Below are 17,061 nucleotides of genomic sequence, written 5' to 3' on the forward strand. Positions count from 1 at the left end.
CTCACCGCTCGATCCACTCACCGCGGGCGGAGCGATTCACCGCTCGATCCACTCGCCGTCCACGCACCGCGGGCACCGCTCCAGGGGGGTTCGGCGGTCGTCGCGAGCGTGCGGGGGTGCCGGGGCGGGGTGTGGCCACCCACCCGGGCGCTGCCTCCGGGTAACCTCTGGGGACGTGAGCACTCAGGGAGCATCAGCAGTCGGCCTCGCCACCATCACCGCGAACGGGACGGTTCTGGATACCTGGTATCCGTACCCCGAGCTGGGTGAGGTCGCCGAGACCGGCACCACGCGCCTGGACGCCTCGGATGTCGAGTACGCCAAGTTCGCCCAGGTCGCGGGCCCGGACGAGGCCCGCCGCGTGGAGGTGGTCGTGGTGCGCACCGCCATCGCCGACCTGGCCGCCGCGCCGGTGGACACCCACGACGTCTACCTGCGCCTGCACCTGCTCTCGCACCGCCTGGTCAAGCCGCACGGCCTGAACCTGGACGGCATCTTCGGCCACCTCGCCAATGTGGCGTGGACCAACCACGGCCCCTGCTCGCTGGAGGAGCTGGAGCTGGTGCGCCTGAACCTGCGCGCCCGCGGCCCGGTCACCGTGTACGGCGTGGACAAGTTCCCGCGCATGGTCGACTACGTGGTCCCGTCCGGGGTGCGCATCGCCGACGCCGACCGCGTCCGCTTGGGCGCGCACCTGGCCTCCGGCACCACCGTCATGCACGAGGGCTTCGTGAACTTCAACGCGGGCACCCTGGGCAACTCCATGGTCGAGGGCCGCGTCTCCGCCGGTGTGGTGGTGGGCGACGGCTCCGATATCGGCGGCGGCGCGTCCATCATGGGCACCCTGTCCGGCGGCGGCAAGCAGATCATCTCGCTGGGCGAGCGCTGCCTGCTCGGCGCGAATGCCGGTATCGGCATCTCCCTCGGCGACGACTGCGTGGTGGAGGCGGGCCTCTACGTCACCGCCGGCACCAAGGTCACCCTCCCCGACGGCGGCACCATCAAGGCCGCCGACCTGAGCGGCAAGTCGAACCTGCTGTTCCGCCGCAACTCGGTCTCCGGCGCGGTGGAGGTGGTGCCCCGCAAGGGCACCGGCATCGAACTCAACGCCGCCCTGCACGCCAACGACTGACACGGGAACCCTGGGCAATGGGGCGACGACGCGCCGCCCCTGTGCCAAGATCACATCCGTGACTCGCCCTACCCCGCGCTGGCCCTATCTGCTCGGCCTGATCCCGCTCGCCACAGCCGGTTTCGGCACCGCACCGCTGTTCTGGTGGGCGGCCTTCCGAACCCGCCGCCCGGATGTGCGGATCGGCGCGGTGGTGTACACGCTCGCTCTGGTGACCGCCGTCGCCCTGTCCTCCACGGAACGGGACGAATCCCCGCTGTTCGCCGTTGCCGTCGCAATTCTCTTCCTGATCGGCGCCGGCCACGCCTTCACCCTCACGCGCGCCCTGTATCCGCACTCCGGCGGGCCGTCGCTGTCAGCGACCGGCCCCGGAAACGAGGCCGCCGTCGAAGACGCCTACGCGCGCATGGAACAGCGACGTGCGGCGCAGGCGCTGCTGTCGGAGAACCCTTCGCTGGCAAGAGAATTGCGAATCGGCCGTCCCGATCTGCCCGAACGCTCCTTCGATGACGGCGGCCTGATCGATATCAATCAGGTCCCGGGCTGGGTACTCACCCGAGAACTCGAACTGAGCCCCGAACTGGCAGCTCAGATCATCGGCGAGCGGGACCGCCGCCGCGGCTTCCTGTCGGTGGACGAGATCGCCGTATTCTGCTCTCTCCCACCCGGTTTGCTACCGCTACTACAGGACCGGCTGATCGTGACCCCCGTGGGCTGAAGGCTCTCAACGCCACCACACTTCACATCTCGATCCCAGCGGAACCACATGAACCAGCATCAGTCGATACCGAAGGCGAGCACCCGTTCGGGAACAATCCGGATGATTTCCCGAGACATGCCGGGACCGTACGGCTCCACATCGCTCAATGCCACAGCGGTACCGCGGATTTCGAGGCAGCGAACCTCCCACGGGTCGACCGACTTGATGTCGTCGACCACGAAGGACACCCGCTCCTCCTTGCCGAGGTTGCGGAACTTCTGGCTGGATCCCATGCGGTTACCGCCGATGTCGATCACGCCGAGGATCTCGTCGTACCGGTAGCCCACCGGATTGTTCTGTGGGGAGCCGTCGGGGCGGATGGTGGCCAGGCGACCGATCCGCTGGCTACGGAGATAGTCGATCTGGGCGGGAGTGAACTGTGCGACCATGACTCCGACGGTAGAACCTCGAGCCGGCTCGAGGTCAACCCCGCGCCATATTTCACAGCAGCAGTTTCTTCTGCACCTTGCCCATGGCATTGCGTGGCAGGGATGCGACCACCCGGATCTCGCGCGGACGTTTGTGCACCGAGAGTTCGCCCGCCACATGGTCGATGAGCCGCTGCCCGATGGTCTCGGAGTCCCCGTCGCGCAACACCACGAACGCGACGATGCGCTGTCCGAGATCATCGTCCGGCACGCCGACCACGGCGGTTTCCGCGACGGCGGGATGCCCCAGCAGCGCGGTCTCGATCTCTCCGGCCCCGATTCGGTAGCCGCCGGATTTGATGAGGTCCACCGATTCCCGGCCCACGATCCGGTGGAAGCCGTCGGGGTCGATGACCGCCACGTCCCCGGTGGCGAACCAGCCGTCCGCGGTGAAGTTCCCGGCGGTCACCTCGGGCCGGTTCAGATAGCCGTCGAACAGCATGGGTCCGCGGACCTGGAGGCCGCCAACGCTTTCCCCGTCGTGCGGTACCGGGTTCCCGGCTTCGTCACGCAGCCGGGTCCGCACCCCGGCGACCGGGGTGCCGACCCAGCCGGGCCGCCGCTCCCCATCGTGCCGGGTGGAGAGGGTGATCATGGTTTCGCTCATGCCGTAGCGTTCGATCGGCGCGTGCCCGGTGAGTTCACGCAGCCGCTCGAACACCGGCACCGGCAGCGGCGCACTCCCGGAGATCAGCACCCGCGCGGACGCCAGTTCCCGTGCCGCCTCGGGTGCTTCGACCACCCGCGACCACACGGTGGGGACGCCGAAGTACATGGTCCCCCGCGCCCGCGCGTACGCCTCGGGGGTCGGCTTGCCGGTGTGGATCAGCGGACTGCCCACCCGCAGCGGCCCCAGCACACCGAGGATCAGCCCGTGCACGTGGAACAGCGGAAGCCCGTGCACCAGTGTGTCGTTCGCCGTCCAACCCCACGCCTCGGCGAGTGCGTCCAACCCGGCGGCCACGGCCCGGCGGCTCAGCATCACACCCTTGGGCGCGCCCGTGGTGCCGGAGGTGTACAGGATGAAAGCCGTCGCGCCGGGATCGGGTTCGGCGTACGTGTGCCAGGATCGCGCGTGCTTGCGCACCGGCACCACCGGCAGCACGCTGCCCTCCGGGGCCTTCCCCAGCCATGCCTGCGCCCCCGAATCCGACAGGATGTGCGCCAGTTCGGCGGTGCCCGCGTCCGGCGGCACCGGCACCACGGTGACTCCGGCGATGAGACAGCCGACCACGGCGAGCACGGTGGTGACGGTCGGCTCGGCCAGTACCGCCACCCGCTGCGCCCGCGCCACCCGTTCGGCGACGGAGGTGGCCGCGCCCAGCAGATCGCCGCGCGACAGCGTCACGCCGTCGATGGTGACGGCATTCGGAATATCGTCCCCGGCGGCGACGGCGGCGGGATTCAACGAGCTCAGCAGCAGCGGCGACCCATACGACACGCCGCCAACGGTACTGCCCGGCCCGGGGTCATCACGATTCGGCCGGAAGGGTTGACACCCCTCTGAGTTGGTAAGAGGGTATGTATACAACCTTCTCATCGAGAACGGGGTCAACGATGACCAGTCCCCTGCGCCTGCCCACGCACGAACCGGACCTGCCGCCGCTCGACATCCGGCAGTTCGTCGACGGTGCCGCGGGCCTGCTCGGCGGAGCGGCCAATGTGATCATGCAACTCTCCCAGCCGCCGGTCGGCCACGGCGTGGTGGAGAGTCCGGTCGACAGCGGCAATGTCTTCAAGCATCCGGTGAAGCGGTTGCGCACCACCGTGACCTATCTCGCCGTGGCCATGCTGGGCAGCGAAGACGAGCGGGCCGCCTACCGCGCCGCCGTGGACACCTCGCATCGCCAGGTCCGCTCCCGCCCCGGCAGTCCGGTGAAGTACAACGCGTTCGACCCGAAGCTCCAACTCTGGGTGGCGGCCTGCCTCTACTGGGGTGCGCGCGATCTCTACGAGCGCATGCACGGCCCCATGGACGACGCCACCGCCGACGCGTTCTACCACTACTCCGCCCGGCTGGGCACCACGCTCCAGATGAGCCCGGCGATGTGGCCGCCCACGCGCGCGGACTTCGACCGCTACTGGACCGAGAATCTGGCCCGCACCTCCATCGATCCGACGGTGCACGCCTATTTCGACGACCTGATCGACCTGAAGATGCTGCCGCGCCCGTTCCAGCTGGCCTTCGGGCCGACGCACCGTTTCTTCGTCACCGGCCTGCTGCCGCAGCATCTGCGCGACGAGATGGGGATGACCTGGTCGCCGCGCCAAGACCGCGCGCTGGCCCGCATGTTGCGGACGCTGGGCCGGGTCGAAGACCATATGCCCACGGCCGTGCGCACTTTCCCGCTCAATCTGTACCTGACGGATATGCGCGTGCGCCGCCGCCTGGGCCTGCGGCTCGTCTGAGCGGACCGCGTATCCGCCGAGCGGGCACGTCCGGCGGAGTCCGGCACACCGGCCCGTCAGACCAGCCGGAACCCGGGAACCACGTGTTCGGCGGCGAATTCGCGCAGCTTCGCCGGATCGTCGAGCGGTATGACCGTCTGCGGGGTGAGCGCCATGGACAGCGCGGTGCGCGCGATCATCTCGGCCAGCGGCATCGGATCATATTGCGGCAGTTTGCCTTCCGATTGCAGGCGGGTGATGAACTCGGCCAGGTAGTCGCGGCCGAGTTCGATCACCGGCGCACCCTGCACGGTGAGATACGGCAGCACCATCTCCGGCTCGGTATTGAGCAGCCGCACCAGCAGCTTGTTGCCACGCAGTCCTTCGATGAAGGCGGTGAACAGCGCGACGATCTGATCCTCGGCGCTGGCGTCGCGCTCGATCTCGCTGGCGATGGCGGCGTCCACGGAGTCGATGAACTGCCGGGTCTGCCGCAATCCGACGGCTTGGATGAGGTCGTTCTTGCCCGCGAAGCGCCGGTACAGGGTGGCCAGCGACAGTCCGCCGCGCCGCGCCACCTCGACCATGCTGGTGCGCTTGATGCCGAAGTCCAGAAAGGCCAGCAGGGCGGCATCGAGCACTTTGGCCTGATTGCGATCCTCGGGCCCCGATCCGCGCACCAACGGCAGCAGTTTGGCCAGCTTGGCCATGTACCCGATCCCCTTCCGGTGCGGCGACACGATGACACACAAATCATCGCACATTGACACCGCCCGCTCGGAGTGAGAAGGTGCGAGGAGATAATTCTCATACTCTCTCCACACCGCGGCTGCGATGCTGGGGAGCGAGGACAAGGAGACGAGTCAACGATGACCGCCCCTCTGCGCAAATCGGAGTACCAACCGGTCGATGTACCCGCATCGTTCACCCCCGAAACAGTGCGTGAGCACATCGACGGCGTGGCGGCCTTCCTCGGCGGCGCGGCCAACGTGATCATGCAGCTGTCGCTGAAGCCGGTCGCCTACGGCGTCATGGAGAGCGATGTGCACAGCGGCGCGATCACCGTGCACCCGATCAAGCGGCTGCGCACCACGCTCACCTACCTCGCCGTCGCCTGGCTCGGCGACGACCGCGACCGCGCGGACTACCGCGAGGCCGTCAACCGCTCGCACCGGACCATCCGCACCAAGCCGACCAGCCCGGTGAAGTACAACGCCTTCGATCCGAAACTCCAGCTGTGGGTCGCGGCCTGCCTCTACTGGGGGGTGGACGACCTCTACCACCGGATGCGCGGCCCCATGGAACCCGATGTCGCGGAGACGTTCTACCAGTACTGCGCCCGCCTGGGCACCACCTTGCAGATGCGCCAGGAGATGTGGCCCGCCACCCGCGAGGAGTTCTACGCCTACTGGGACGCGACCCTGCCGACCCACACCATCGACGAGCCGACCCGGCGCTACTTCAACGACCTCACCGACCTGAAGATGCTGCCGCGCCCGCTCCAGCTGATCTTCGGCCGCCCGCACCGCTTCATCGTGACGGCCCTGCTGCCCCAGCACCTGCGCGATGAGATGCACATGACCTGGACCGCCCGCGACGAGCGCGTCTTCGGTGTCATGCTGCGCGCCATCGCGACGGTGTGGACCCGCCTGCCGGTCCCGCTGCGCATGTTCCCGTTCAACTTCTACCTGGCCGATATGCGGCTGCGTCGACGGCTGGGCCTGCCGCTGGTCTAGACGACCGGGTCCGAAGCTCCGACCCGACCGGGCATGGGCGTGGCCACGATTTGGTCACCGTGGGATCACACGACGGCGATCCGGTCCCGGCCAGGCGACGGTTCGGCCTCGAATCGCCCCCCGACAGGTGCGGGGCGTACCGCGTGCTCATGTTCGCCCGATGAACGGGGGGAAGGCTCCCACCGTGTCGAAGGATTCGCCATGCGCCGCCCGGCCGTCCTGTTCTCCATATTCGCCCTGCTGAGCGGATTGCTCCTGCTCGCGCCCCGAGCGGCCGCCGAACCCTACTGCGGGATCTACTGGGGGTCTCTGGACGAGAGCGATTCGGGGTGGGGATACACGGAACTCACCGATATCCGGTCGGGACGCCATGAATGCTTCGACCGCCTCGTTCTCGACCTGAACCATTCGCCCGCCGGCTACACGGTGCGCTACGCGGATCAGGTGACAGCGGACGGTTCCGGACAGCCGGTACCGCTGCAGGGAGGCGCATTCCTGAGCATCCTCGTGCATGCCCCGGCCTACGACAGCGAGTTCCGCCCCACGTACTCGCTGCCCGCCGACCGCACCTGTCTGGTGGACGTGCGGAACTACCGGACCTTCCGGCAGGTCGCCTGGGCGGGCAGTTTCGAGGGGCAGACCACGATCGGGCTCGGTGTGCGGGCCCGGCTGCCATTCCGCGTATTCACCCTGGAATCCCCCGGGCGCGTGGTGATCGACGTGGCGCACCGGTGGTGACACCCCGACAGGTCGCGGGTGCGTCGCGTGGTCCGTGTGACCGCTGAACCGGTGCCGAGACGACCTCCGAGGACATCGAGATACGGCTGCATCACCACCGGATGCTGGCTCCGTCGCCGAACACGAGTCGATCCTGGTGATCCGCCCGTCAGCTCCGTTCGGCGAGCGCCCGCAGGAAGAAGCCCAGATTGGCGGGGCGCTCGGCGAGTCGCCGCATCAGGTAGCCGTACCACTGGCCGCCGTAGGGCACGTACACACGCACGGTGTGTCCCTCCTCGACCAGCCGACGCTGTTCGGCGTCGCGAATCCCGTACAGCATCTGGAACTCGAAATCCCCCGCGTCCCGGCCGTGTTCGGCCGCCTCGGTGAGCGCGGCCGCGATCATGGCCGGATCGTGCGAGGCCACCATGGGGTAGCCGTCGCCGCGCATGAGCACGTCCAGGCATTCCAGATACGAGGCGTCCACCTCGGCGCGCTTCTGGTACGCCACCGTCGCGGGCTCCTGGTACGCGCCCTTGCACAGCCGGATACGCGCCCCCGCCAACTCCCGGCAGCGGCCCTCGGCCGCCCGCAGATAGGTCTGCACCGCGACCGCCAGCCACGGGAATTCCGCCCGCAGCTGACGCACCGCCGCCAGGGTCTCCTCGGTGGTGGTGTGGTCCTCCGCGTCCACGGTCACCCACACCCGCGACTGCTCTGCCTTGGCACACAGCTTGTGCAGATTCTCGATGGCGATGGCGGGCCCGTCCTGGCCCAGCGCCTGCCCCAAGGCGGAAAGCTTCACCGAGACCTCCACGCGCGGAACGGCTTCCTGCCCGCCGCCGAGCGCGGCCAGATCGTCGATGAGCGCCACGTACTCCGCCACGGCGGCATCCGCCATGGCCCGTTCGGTGGTGTACTCGCCCAGGAAGTCGACGCTGACGGCGCGGTCGTCGCCGAGCAGTGCGCGCACCACCGGGGCCAGTTCCGCGCGCGTCTCCCCCGCCACGAACCGCCGCACCACCCCGGAGGTGACGGGAGCCGAGGCGATCGTCCGCCGCAGGCGATCCGATCCGGCCGCCGCGAGGATCACCGGACGCAGGGGGTTCATCACACCTCCATATGCGGGTAGCGGTACTCGGTGGGCGGAACGAAGGTCTCCTTCAGTGAGCGCGGCGCGACCCAGCGCAACAGGTTGAGATAGGACCCGGCCTTGTCGTCGGTCCCGGAGGCGCGAGCTCCGCCGAAGGGCTGCTGACCGACCACCGCGCCGGTGGGCTTGTCGTTGACGTAGAAGTTGCCCGCCGCGAATCGCAGTGTGGCCGACGCCTGGTCGACGGCCTGGCGGTCGGTGGCGAAGACGGCCCCGGTGAGCGCGTAGGGCGCGGCGGAATCGACCTCGGCGAGCACGTCGGCGTAGGCGTCCGGATTGCCGTCGTCGTAGACGTACACCGTGAGGATGGGGCCGAAGTACTCGGTGGCGAAGGCTTCATCGGTCGGATCGTCGGTGAGCAGCACCGTGGGCCGGATGAAGTACCCCTCGCTGTCGTCGTAGGTGCCGCCGGCGGCGATGGTGACCCCGCGCTCTCGCGCACGTTCGATGGCCGAGACGCTCTTGTCGTAGGCGCGTCGATCGATCACCGCCCCACCGAAGTTCGACAGATCGGCCACATCACCGTAGGCGAGCCCCTCGACCTCGGCGAGGAATTCGTCGCCCATGCGCCGCCACACCGATTCGGCGATGTAGGCGCGTGAGGCCGCCGAGCACTTCTGCCCCTGGTATTCGTAGGCTCCGCGAATCAGCCCGGTGCGCAACGCATCCGGATCGGCGGAGGCGTGCGCCACGATGAAGTCCTTGCCGCCGGTCTCGCCCACCAGGCGCGGATAGCCCCGGTAGTTGCCGATATTCGCGCCCACCTGCTGCCACAGGTGCTGGAAGGTGCGGGTGGAGCCGGTGAAGTGGATACCGGCCAGGCGCGGATCGGCCAGCGCCACCTCCGACAGCCGCGCCCCGTCACCGGTCACCATATTGATGACGCCCGGCGGCATCCCGGCGGCCTCCAGCAGCTTCATGACGCAGTAGGCCGACAGCGTCTGGGTGGGCGACGGCTTCCACACCACCGTATTGCCCATGAGAGCGGGCGCGGTGGGCAGATTTCCGGCGATGGCGGTGAAGTTGAAGGGAGTGATGGCGTAGACGAACCCCTCCAGCGGCCGGTAGTCCATGCGATTCCAGACCCCCGCCGAGGATTGCGGCTGTTGCTCCAGAATGCCGCGGGCGAAGGCCACGTTGAATCGCCAGAAGTCCACCAGTTCGCAGGGTGCGTCGATCTCCGCCTGCTGCGCGGTCTTGGATTGGCCCAGCATGGTGGCGGCGGCGACCGTCTCCCGCCACGGCCCGGCCAGCAGATCGGCCGCTCGCAGCAGGACGGCCGCCCGTTCGTCGAAGGGCAGCGCCCGCCAGTCCGCCGCCGCGGCCGTCGCGGCTTCGACGGCGGCCCCGGCCTCGTCGTGAGTGGTGTTCGTGTAGGTCCCCAGCACGTGCCGGTGTCGATGCGGCATCACGATGTGATGCCGCTCGCCGCCGCCGGGCTGGTGTTTGCCGCCGATCACCAGCGGCACGTCCACCGTCTCGGCGGAGATCTCGGACAGTCGATCACGCAGCAGCGTGCGTTCGCGGCTCCCCGGTGCGTAGGAGTGCACCGGTTCGTTACCGGGCAGGGGGACAACCGTGACAGCGTCCATATCCCAGGCTAACGCGAACCCGGCCGTGGACGCTCCCGACTCACAGGTCGTTCGCGACGATGTTCTCGATATTGCGTTCGGCCAGTGCGGTAATGGTGACGAAGGGATTCACACTGGTATTTCCCGGTATCAGCGATCCGTCGATGACGTAGAGACCGGCGTAGCCGGGCAGGCGGCCGTAATTGTCGGTGGCCTCGTCGAGCACGCAACCGCCCAGCGGGTGGTAGGTGAGATCGTCGCCCCAGGTCTTGTACACGCCGAAGAGGTCGGTCCGGTAGATCGTCCCCTCCTTTTTGTTGATCTTGTCGAAGATGCGTTTGGCGGCGTCGATGGAGTACTGGTTCTGCGAGGTCTGCCAGTTCAGATCGACCTTGCCGGTGCCGGAGTTGAAGGTGAACCGGGCGCGGTTGGGATTCTTGGTGATGGCGAGATAGAGGCTGACATAGGTCTCCAGCCCGGCCGGGAACGGCGCGACCTCCGCGAAGGCCGGACCGCCGGTGTCGGCCCAGTTGTCGATGCCAAGGCACGGCATGCTGGATTGCAGTTTCCCGGTGCCGTCCCACATGTGGTTGGCCCGGCCCACCATGACATTGCCGTTGTTGCCCCATTTCTCGCCGACCGCGTCGGGCAGGTCGGGCAGCTTCCCCTGCGCCTTCATGGCGACCAGCAGCTTCGAGGTGCCGATGCTGCCCGCCGCGAAGAACACCTTCTGCGCCACAACGGCTTTGGTCGCCACCGTCGCGCCGGAGGTGTTGATCTGGTTCATCTCGACCCGGTAGCCGCCCTCGGTCGGGGATACCGCGGTCACCACGTGCAGGGGGGTGATGCGGACCTTTCCGGTGCCGGTGGCCGCGGCCAGATACGTCTTGTCCAGTGACCGCTTGCCGTGGTTGTTGCCGTAGATGACCTCGCCGTCCAGCGCGGAGCGGGTGACGGTGCCCGCCTGCTCCTTCTTCATGTATTCGAAGTCGTATACGTTGGGCACGAAGGTCCAGGCGAAGCCGGAGCGCTCCGCGTGTTTGCGGCCCACCCGTGCGAATTGGTAGCACTCGGCGGAGGAGAACCAGTTCTCGTCGATGTGGTTCACACCCAGACCGCTGTTGGCGCGCGGGTAGTAGACGTTGTACATCTCATCGGCGTTCACCGAGGGCAGGATGTCCGCGAAGTGCTCCCGCCGGGGCGTCACCGCCATGCCGCCGTTGACCAGCGAGCCGCCGCCCACACCCCGGCCCTGGTAGACGCGGATGCCGCCGAAGTGCTCGGAATCCAGGACGCCGGTATACCTTTCGATGTCCTTGTTGTAGTCGCCGCCGACGAAATAGCCGATGGGCTGGTCGGTGCGGTCGCGCAGCCAGTACGAGCGGCCGTCGGGTTTCAGCACCGGGCAGAAGATCTTGCCGTCGGATCCGGGCGTATCCCAGGACTTCCCCATTTCGACCACGGTGGTCTCCACTCCCGCCTGCGCCAGCCGCAGCGCGGCCACCGCTCCCCCGTATCCACTGCCGATGACGAGCGCGGGAATCGTCTCCCCGTCCGCCAGCGGCGCGGCCAGCGCCCGCGTCATGGACCTCCCCACCAGCGCGGCAGCAACAGTGAAACCCGTTGCAGCTAGAAACCCGCGCCTGCTCACCCCCCGCCCAAACCGACCACCAACAGGCATTTCATAGGTGCGAACAGACAAACCCAGGCTCCTCATCGAGTCGTAGATGGGAACCTGTTATAGCGATGCGAAACACCGGCGCGTGACCTTATCCGGACAAACCGGAAATATTCCGACGCAACGCCTGATTTCGGAAGGAGAGGGTAACTCGTCGGGCACGCCCAGAATCGGGGTGAATTCGACCGCAGGCACGGGTGCGGAACGAGCAGCGGCTCTCTGCCGCCCGCAAAATATGCGGAGAGGCGGCGCAGCGACCCTGACGGGACTCGAACCCGCGACCTCCGCCGTGACAGGGCGGCGCGCTAACCAACTGCGCCACAGGGCCTTACTCGCGCCGACCCTCGGGCCGACCGCGTGGAAACGCTATCACGCCGGCCGACACCGGAGGAAATCAGCTGGTCGGAAGACCAGACCGCTACTCGACGAGACGTGCCGCGGCGGCCGCGACGCGCTCATCGGTCGCGGTCAGCGCGATGCGCACGTATTCGGCGCCCAGCGGACCGTAGAACTCTCCCGGAGCGGCCAGAATGCCGCGCTCGGCCAGCCGGTCCAGGGTGACCCGGCACGGCTCCCCGCGCGTGCACCACAGGTACAGCCCGGCCTCCGAATGGTCGATGCGGAATCCCGCCTCCACCAAAGCCTTTCGCAGCACCTCGCGGCGCACCCGGTAGCGTTCCCGCTGCCGCGCCTCGTGTTCGTCGTCGGCCAGCGCGGCGGTCATGGCGGCCTGGATCGGGTAGGGCAGCATCATGCCGGAGTGCTTGCGCACCTCCAGCAGTTCCGCCACCAGATCCGGGTCACCGGTCACGTATCCGGCGCGGTAGCTGGCCAGATTAGAGGTCTTGGACAGCGAATGGATGGCCAGCAGGCCGGTGTGGTCGCCATCGCACACGTCGGGATCGAGGATGGATACCGCCCGCCCCTCCCAGGCCAGGCCCAGGTAGCACTCGTCCGAGGCCACGATCGCACCGCGTTCCCGCGCGAATCGCACCACCTTGCGCAGATGCTCGACCCCGAGCACCTTGCCGGTCGGATTCGACGGCGAGTTCACGTAGATGAGGGCGGGCGCTTCCGGGCCGAGCCGAGTCACGCCGTCCGCGCGCAGGATTCGGGTGCCGCACAGCAGCGCGCCCACCTCGTAGGTGGGGTACGCGACCTCGGGAATCACCACCAAGTCCGCCGCGCCGAGCCCGAGCAGGCGCGGCAGCCCGGCGATCAGCTCCTTGGTGCCGATGACGGGCAGCACGGCGGCGGGTCCGACGCCGGTGACGCCGAACCTCCGCTTCAGCGCCTCGACGGCGGCCGCACGCAATTCGGGGGTGCCGTGCGTGGTCGGATAACCCGGTATCTCCGCCACCGAGGACAACGCCGCGCGGATCAGTGGATCCACCGGGTCGACGGGCGTGCCCACCGACAGGTCGACGATGCCGCCGGGATGCTCGGCGGCCCGAGCCTTGGCGGAAGAGATGGTGTCCCAGGGAAAATCGGGCAGCAGCGAGCTGACCCGGCCACGCGCGCTCAAGTGGGCTGCCTACTCGTTGGCCATCGGCGGTAGCGCGGCGATGAACGGCGGGTCGTAGTCGACCTTGCCGACCTTGGTCGCACCACCGGGCGAGCCGAGATCGTCGAAGAACTCGACATTGGCGTTGACGTAGCCACTCCACTGATCCGGGGTGTCGTCCTCGTAGAAGATCGCCTCCACCGGGCACACCGGCTCACATGCACCACAGTCCACGCACTCGTCCGGTTGGATGTACAGCATGCGGCCGCCCTCGTAGATGCAGTCCACGGGGCATTCCTCAATGCACGCCTTGTCCTTCACGTCAACGCACGGTTCAGCGATGATGTACGGCACTGCCGTTCTCCTAGTCTGTCCTCACATGCGGGATACTCCGCCCGCGAAACAGTATCCCGGCGCCCCAACATTACTACTGGCCAGCCTGCCCTAACTTGGCGCGAATGCTATCCCACCGACTTCGGGTGAGCCGACCGGCACGGTCGTACTCGTCACGGGTCCTCCGACGCCACCAACAGTCGCAGCAGTTCGCGTAATTCCCGCTGCTGCTCGACGCCGAGTCCGGTCAGTGGCGATCCGCTCTCCAGTCGTGTCAGCACCGCGTTCCGGCTGCGCTGCCCGGCGGCGGTGAGTTCGAGTCGTTTGGCTCGCCTGTCGGTCGGGTGCGGGGTGCGCTCGACCAATCCTTGCGCCTCCAGCCTATCCACCACGAAGGTCACATTCGACGGCTCGCACGACATTCGAACGGCCAGTTCGCGCGCGGTGACGGGTTCGGACAGCTCCCGCAGGGCGATCACCTGTGTGGGAGTCAGCCCGAGGTCCTCCGCCGCGCGGCGCACGTGAACGTCGAGCCGGTGGGCGAACGAGTGCACCAATTTGCACACGTCACGGTCGATTTCCCGATCCACGCCGGTCTCTCGCCCACCCATGCCGTCGAGTCTAGCGCCATTCATTCGAACTGTGATAGTTCTAGTTCAAATCATTCGAGTTATAACTACTTGGGGCGGCTGTGCGACTTCCTGTTCTCTCCCTCACACTCGTCGTCCCTCGCCGGACGCGTCGGCGGCTGGGTCATCGCCGACGGTCCGGGCCTGCGGGCACTCCCGTTGATCGGCGCGGCCCTCACCTTGGCGGGTGTCGGGGTCGCGGTGTACCTGCGGAACCGGGACCGGACCGAGCTGGTCACGGCCCGACCCGGATCTCCCACTGTCCCGCGGACCGCCACCGACCGAAATCCGTCCTGCCGCAACGAATGCCGCTGACACCGGCGCACGGCCGCGAAACCGGTATCAGCACGGCGGGTCAGCTCACCGGCAGGGACACCGGGGAGCGGCGCGGCGGGGTGCCGTAGGTGGTGGTGCGCTCGCGCACCGGGCGGCCGATGCCCGTCGCGATCTCGGTGAGTTCCGCCACCGTCTTGGCCGAGCCGTGCTCGGAACCGGCCATGCGGGAGATGGTCTCCTCCATGAGGGTGCCGCCCAGGTCGTTCGCGCCGCCGTTCAGCATCAGCTGAGTGCCGGTGGTGCCGAGCTTCACCCAGCTGGTCTGGATATTGGCGATGCGGCCGTGCAGCATGATGCGGGCCAGGGCGTGCGCGGCGCGGTTGTCGCGCACCGTGGGGCCGGGGCGCGAGGCTCCCGCCAGGTACAGCGGTGCGCTCTGGTGCACGAAGGGCAGCAGCACGAATTCGGTGAAACCGCCGGTCTCGTCCTGGATTCCGCGCAGCACCCGCAGATGCCCGACCCAGTGCTTCGGATTGTCCACGTGCCCGTACATCATGGTGGAGCTGGAGCGGATGCCCAGCCGGTGCGCGGTGGTGATCACCTCGATCCAGGCCGAGGTGGGCAGCTTGCCCTTGGTGAGAATCCAGCGCACCTCGTCGTCCAGGATCTCGGCGGCGGTCCCCGGAATCGTGTCCAGCCCAGCCTCTTTCAGCGCCGCGAGCCAGTCGTGAATGCTCTGCCCGCCACGCGAGGCCCCGTTGACCACCTCCATGGGGCTGAAGGCGTGCACATGCATCTCCGGCACCCGGCGCTTGATGGCGCGCACCAGATCCGCGTACCCGGTGACCGGCAGCTCCGGATCGATGCCGCCCTGCATGCAGATCTCGGACGCGCCCTCCACCCACGCCTCCCAGGCGCGGTCGGCGACCTCGTCCGAACTCAGGGTGAAGGCGTCGGCGTCGCCCTTGCGCTGCGCGAAGGCGCAGAACCGGCAGCCGGTGTAGCAGATATTGGTGAAGTTGATATTGCGGTTGACGATGTAGGTGACATCGTCGCCGACGGCATCGCGGCGCAACTGGTCGGCGAAGGCGGTGACCGCCTCCAATGCCGCACCGTCGGCCGTGGCCAACGCCAGGTACTGGTCGTCGGTCAGCCCCGCCGGATCGCGCTCGGCCGCCCGCAGCGCCGCCATCACATCGGCGTCGAAGCGTTCCGGCGCGACGGCGGCCAGTTCGTGCACCTGCTCGCGAATGGTCTCCCAGTCGCCGAACGCCCCCAGCCCGTCGTCGGACAGCGCGGAGTCACTGCGGGATTCGGTATTGCGGCCCTCGGAGTCGATGGCCGTGTTGAGATCGATGCGGCCCACCGACTCCCAGTCGTGGTCGGGTTCCTGCCACGGCAGCCCGGTCGGCGTGGTGTCGGGGCGCGCCAGCCCGGTCTTCGGATCGGCCAGCGCCGCCACATGGGCCGACACCCGCGGATCGATCCACGGATGCCCGGCCAGCACGTACTTCGGATGCGCGGTGATGCGCTCGGTGAGTTCGTACCCGGCGTCGGCGGTGACCTGCGCCAGCACCTCCAGATTCGGCCACGGCCGCTCCGGATTCACATGGTCGGGGGTCAGCGGCGACACCCCGCCCCAGTCGTCCACCCCGGCGGCCAGCAGTGCGCGGCATTCGTCCAGCGAGACCAGATTCGGCGGCGCCTGCACCCGCATCTTGGGTCCGAGCAGAATGCGGGTCACCGCGATGGTGGCCCGGAACTCCTGGAGATCGGCGTCGGGGGTGTCGCGCATGGCGGTATCGGACTTGGCCAGGAAGTTCTGCACGATCACCTCCTGCACATGACCGAATGCCTTGTGCGCCTTGCGAATCGCCAGAATGGATTCGGCCCGCTCGGTCAGGTTCTCGCCGATGCCCACCAGAATGCCGGTGGTGAACGGCACCGACAGGCGGCCCGCGTCGGTGAGCGCGCGCAGCCGCACCGCCGGATCCTTGTCCGGGCTGCCGTGGTGCGCCTGCCCCTTCTCGGTGAACAGGCGGGTGGAGGTGGTCTCCAGCATCATGCCCATGGACGGCGCGACCGGCTTGAGCCGCGACAGCTCCGCCCAGGTCATCACGCCGGGATTGAGGTGCGGCAGCAGGCCGGTCTCCTCCAGCACGCGGATGGACATGGCGCGCACGTAGTCCAGGGTGGAGTCGTAGCCGCGCTCGTCCAGCCACTGCCGCGCTTCCGGCCAGCGCTCCTCCGGACGGTCGCCGAGGGTGAAAAGCGCTTCCTTGCAACCCAATTCGGCCCCACGACGGGCGATGTCGAGCACCTCGTCGGGTTCCAGGTACATGCCGTGGCCGGCGGCGCGCAGCTTGCCCGGCACGGTCACGAACGTGCAGTAGTGGCATTTGTCCCGACACAGGCGGGTGAGCGGAATGAACACCTTGCGCGAGTACGTGATCGGCAGGACCTCGCCCGCGTACCCACTGTCGCGCAGCCCCGCGTCCCGGACCCGCGACGCGGTGGCGCACAGATCGTCGAGGTCGGCGTCGCGCGCGTGCAGCAGCACCACGGCCTCGTCGAGATTGAGCGTCGCCCCGTCGCGGGCGCGGCGCAGCGCCCGGCGCATGGCGGAGGCGCTCGGCGCCACCGGGGACGATCCTGCGGCACCGCCGGGTCCCGCGGCCGGTGAGCCCTGCGGTACCGAGGGGAGACTCGGGTTCGGTAGATCCGTCACGTCCTCGATCATGCGCCATCCGTCCGCG

The 17,061-nt window shown here is 68.2% G+C and carries 15 protein-coding genes and 1 tRNA gene; 5 read left to right on the top strand and 11 right to left on the bottom strand.

The window, feature by feature from the left end; genetic code table 11:
• Positions 1–175 precede the first annotated feature (175 nt).
• Together dapD and QMO76_RS09235 are read left to right on the top strand one after the other, a co-directional pair.
• Complete coding sequence (gene dapD / locus QMO76_RS09230) at positions 176–1,132, top strand: 2,3,4,5-tetrahydropyridine-2,6-dicarboxylate N-succinyltransferase (protein WP_306360778.1); 957 nt, start codon at positions 176–178, stop codon at positions 1,130–1,132.
• A 58-nt stretch (positions 1,133–1,190) separates the two neighbouring features.
• Positions 1,191–1,850, top strand: a complete 660-nt coding sequence (locus QMO76_RS09235; RefSeq protein ID WP_306360779.1) for a hypothetical protein — start codon at positions 1,191–1,193, stop codon at positions 1,848–1,850.
• Between the two features lie 59 nt (positions 1,851–1,909).
• On the opposite strand, the gene QMO76_RS09240 is transcribed toward QMO76_RS09235, so the two are convergent.
• Positions 1,910–2,281 (bottom strand): PPOX class F420-dependent oxidoreductase, encoded by a 372-nt coding sequence (locus QMO76_RS09240; protein WP_306360780.1) that lies wholly within the window; start codon positions 2,279–2,281, stop codon positions 1,910–1,912.
• Positions 2,282–2,333: 52 nt separating this feature from the next.
• Positions 2,334–3,743 (bottom strand): acyl-CoA synthetase, encoded by a 1,410-nt coding sequence (locus QMO76_RS09245; protein WP_306361132.1) that lies wholly within the window; start codon positions 3,741–3,743, stop codon positions 2,334–2,336.
• Positions 3,744–3,877: 134 nt separating this feature from the next.
• Here QMO76_RS09245 and QMO76_RS09250 point away from each other — a divergent pair, with 134 nt between their 5' ends.
• Positions 3,878–4,729, top strand: a complete 852-nt coding sequence (locus QMO76_RS09250) for an oxygenase MpaB family protein (protein WP_306360781.1) — start codon at positions 3,878–3,880, stop codon at positions 4,727–4,729.
• Between the two features lie 56 nt (positions 4,730–4,785).
• Here the strand turns inward: QMO76_RS09250 and QMO76_RS09255 are convergent, their stop codons facing one another.
• The gene (locus QMO76_RS09255; protein WP_306360782.1) at positions 4,786–5,418 is read right to left on the bottom strand and encodes a TetR/AcrR family transcriptional regulator; all 633 of its coding nucleotides are present in this window, start codon (positions 5,416–5,418) and stop codon (positions 4,786–4,788) included.
• Positions 5,419–5,577: 159 nt separating this feature from the next.
• On the opposite strand from QMO76_RS09255, the gene QMO76_RS09260 reads away from it, so the two are divergent.
• Positions 5,578–6,444 (top strand): oxygenase MpaB family protein, encoded by an 867-nt coding sequence (locus QMO76_RS09260; protein WP_306360783.1) that lies wholly within the window; start codon positions 5,578–5,580, stop codon positions 6,442–6,444.
• Positions 6,445–6,645: 201 nt separating this feature from the next.
• Positions 6,646–7,182, top strand: a complete 537-nt coding sequence (locus QMO76_RS09265) for a hypothetical protein (RefSeq protein WP_306360784.1) — start codon at positions 6,646–6,648, stop codon at positions 7,180–7,182.
• A gap of 148 nt (positions 7,183–7,330) precedes the next feature.
• On the opposite strand, the gene QMO76_RS09270 is transcribed toward QMO76_RS09265, so the two are convergent.
• The 8 genes from QMO76_RS09270 to QMO76_RS09305 form a co-directional block, all read right to left on the bottom strand.
• Positions 7,331–8,272 (bottom strand): proline dehydrogenase family protein, encoded by a 942-nt coding sequence (locus QMO76_RS09270; protein WP_306360785.1) that lies wholly within the window; start codon positions 8,270–8,272, stop codon positions 7,331–7,333.
• Positions 8,272–9,906: an L-glutamate gamma-semialdehyde dehydrogenase gene (gene pruA / locus QMO76_RS09275; RefSeq protein ID WP_306360786.1), complete on the bottom strand. Its 1,635-nt coding sequence runs from the start codon at positions 9,904–9,906 to the stop codon at positions 8,272–8,274. Before pruA ends, QMO76_RS09270 begins: the two co-directional genes overlap by 1 nt.
• Positions 9,907–9,946: 40 nt before the next feature.
• Positions 9,947–11,470 carry a GMC oxidoreductase gene (locus tag QMO76_RS09280; RefSeq protein ID WP_306360787.1) on the bottom strand — a complete coding sequence of 508 codons (1,524 nt, stop codon included), beginning with the start codon at positions 11,468–11,470 and terminating at the stop codon, positions 9,947–9,949.
• 347 nt (positions 11,471–11,817) lie between these two features.
• Positions 11,818–11,891 (bottom strand) — tRNA-Asp (locus QMO76_RS09285).
• 90 nt (positions 11,892–11,981) lie between these two features.
• Positions 11,982–13,088, bottom strand: a complete 1,107-nt coding sequence (dapC, locus tag QMO76_RS09290) for a succinyldiaminopimelate transaminase (RefSeq protein WP_306360788.1) — start codon at positions 13,086–13,088, stop codon at positions 11,982–11,984.
• Positions 13,089–13,097: 9 nt separating this feature from the next.
• A complete protein-coding gene (gene fdxA, locus QMO76_RS09295) occupies positions 13,098–13,421 on the bottom strand; it encodes a ferredoxin (RefSeq protein ID WP_306360789.1) in 324 nt (107 codons plus the stop codon).
• A gap of 152 nt (positions 13,422–13,573) precedes the next feature.
• Complete coding sequence (locus QMO76_RS09300; RefSeq protein WP_306360790.1) at positions 13,574–14,011, bottom strand: MarR family winged helix-turn-helix transcriptional regulator; 438 nt, start codon at positions 14,009–14,011, stop codon at positions 13,574–13,576.
• Positions 14,012–14,384: 373 nt separating this feature from the next.
• The gene (locus QMO76_RS09305; RefSeq protein WP_306360791.1) at positions 14,385–17,045 is read right to left on the bottom strand and encodes a bifunctional FO biosynthesis protein CofGH; all 2,661 of its coding nucleotides are present in this window, start codon (positions 17,043–17,045) and stop codon (positions 14,385–14,387) included.
• Positions 17,046–17,061: the final 16 nt, after the last annotated feature.

The sequence above is a fragment of the Nocardia sp. CC227C genome, assembly GCF_030767025.1.
Lineage (GTDB): Bacteria > Actinomycetota > Actinomycetes > Mycobacteriales > Mycobacteriaceae > Nocardia.

Bases quoted from the DNA above. Each gene is read 5' to 3' on its own strand.
- QMO76_RS09240 (WP_306360780.1), bottom strand. From the start codon at position 2,281: ATGGTCGCACAGTTCACTCCCGCCCAGATCGACTATCTCCGTAGCCAG.
- QMO76_RS09250 (WP_306360781.1), top strand. From the start codon at position 3,878: ATGACCAGTCCCCTGCGCCTGCCCACGCACGAACCGGACCTGCCGCCG.
- QMO76_RS09255 (WP_306360782.1), bottom strand. From the start codon at position 5,418: ATGGCCAAGCTGGCCAAACTGCTGCCGTTGGTGCGCGGATCGGGGCCC.
- QMO76_RS09260 (WP_306360783.1), top strand. From the start codon at position 5,578: ATGACCGCCCCTCTGCGCAAATCGGAGTACCAACCGGTCGATGTACCC.
- QMO76_RS09265 (WP_306360784.1), top strand. From the start codon at position 6,646: ATGCGCCGCCCGGCCGTCCTGTTCTCCATATTCGCCCTGCTGAGCGGA.
- QMO76_RS09270 (WP_306360785.1), bottom strand. From the start codon at position 8,272: ATGAACCCCCTGCGTCCGGTGATCCTCGCGGCGGCCGGATCGGATCGC.
- pruA (WP_306360786.1), bottom strand. From the start codon at position 9,906: ATGGACGCTGTCACGGTTGTCCCCCTGCCCGGTAACGAACCGGTGCAC.
- QMO76_RS09280 (WP_306360787.1), bottom strand. From the start codon at position 11,470: ATGACGCGGGCGCTGGCCGCGCCGCTGGCGGACGGGGAGACGATTCCC.
- QMO76_RS09300 (WP_306360790.1), bottom strand. From the start codon at position 14,011: ATGGGTGGGCGAGAGACCGGCGTGGATCGGGAAATCGACCGTGACGTG.
- QMO76_RS09305 (WP_306360791.1), bottom strand. From the start codon at position 17,045: ATGATCGAGGACGTGACGGATCTACCGAACCCGAGTCTCCCCTCGGTA.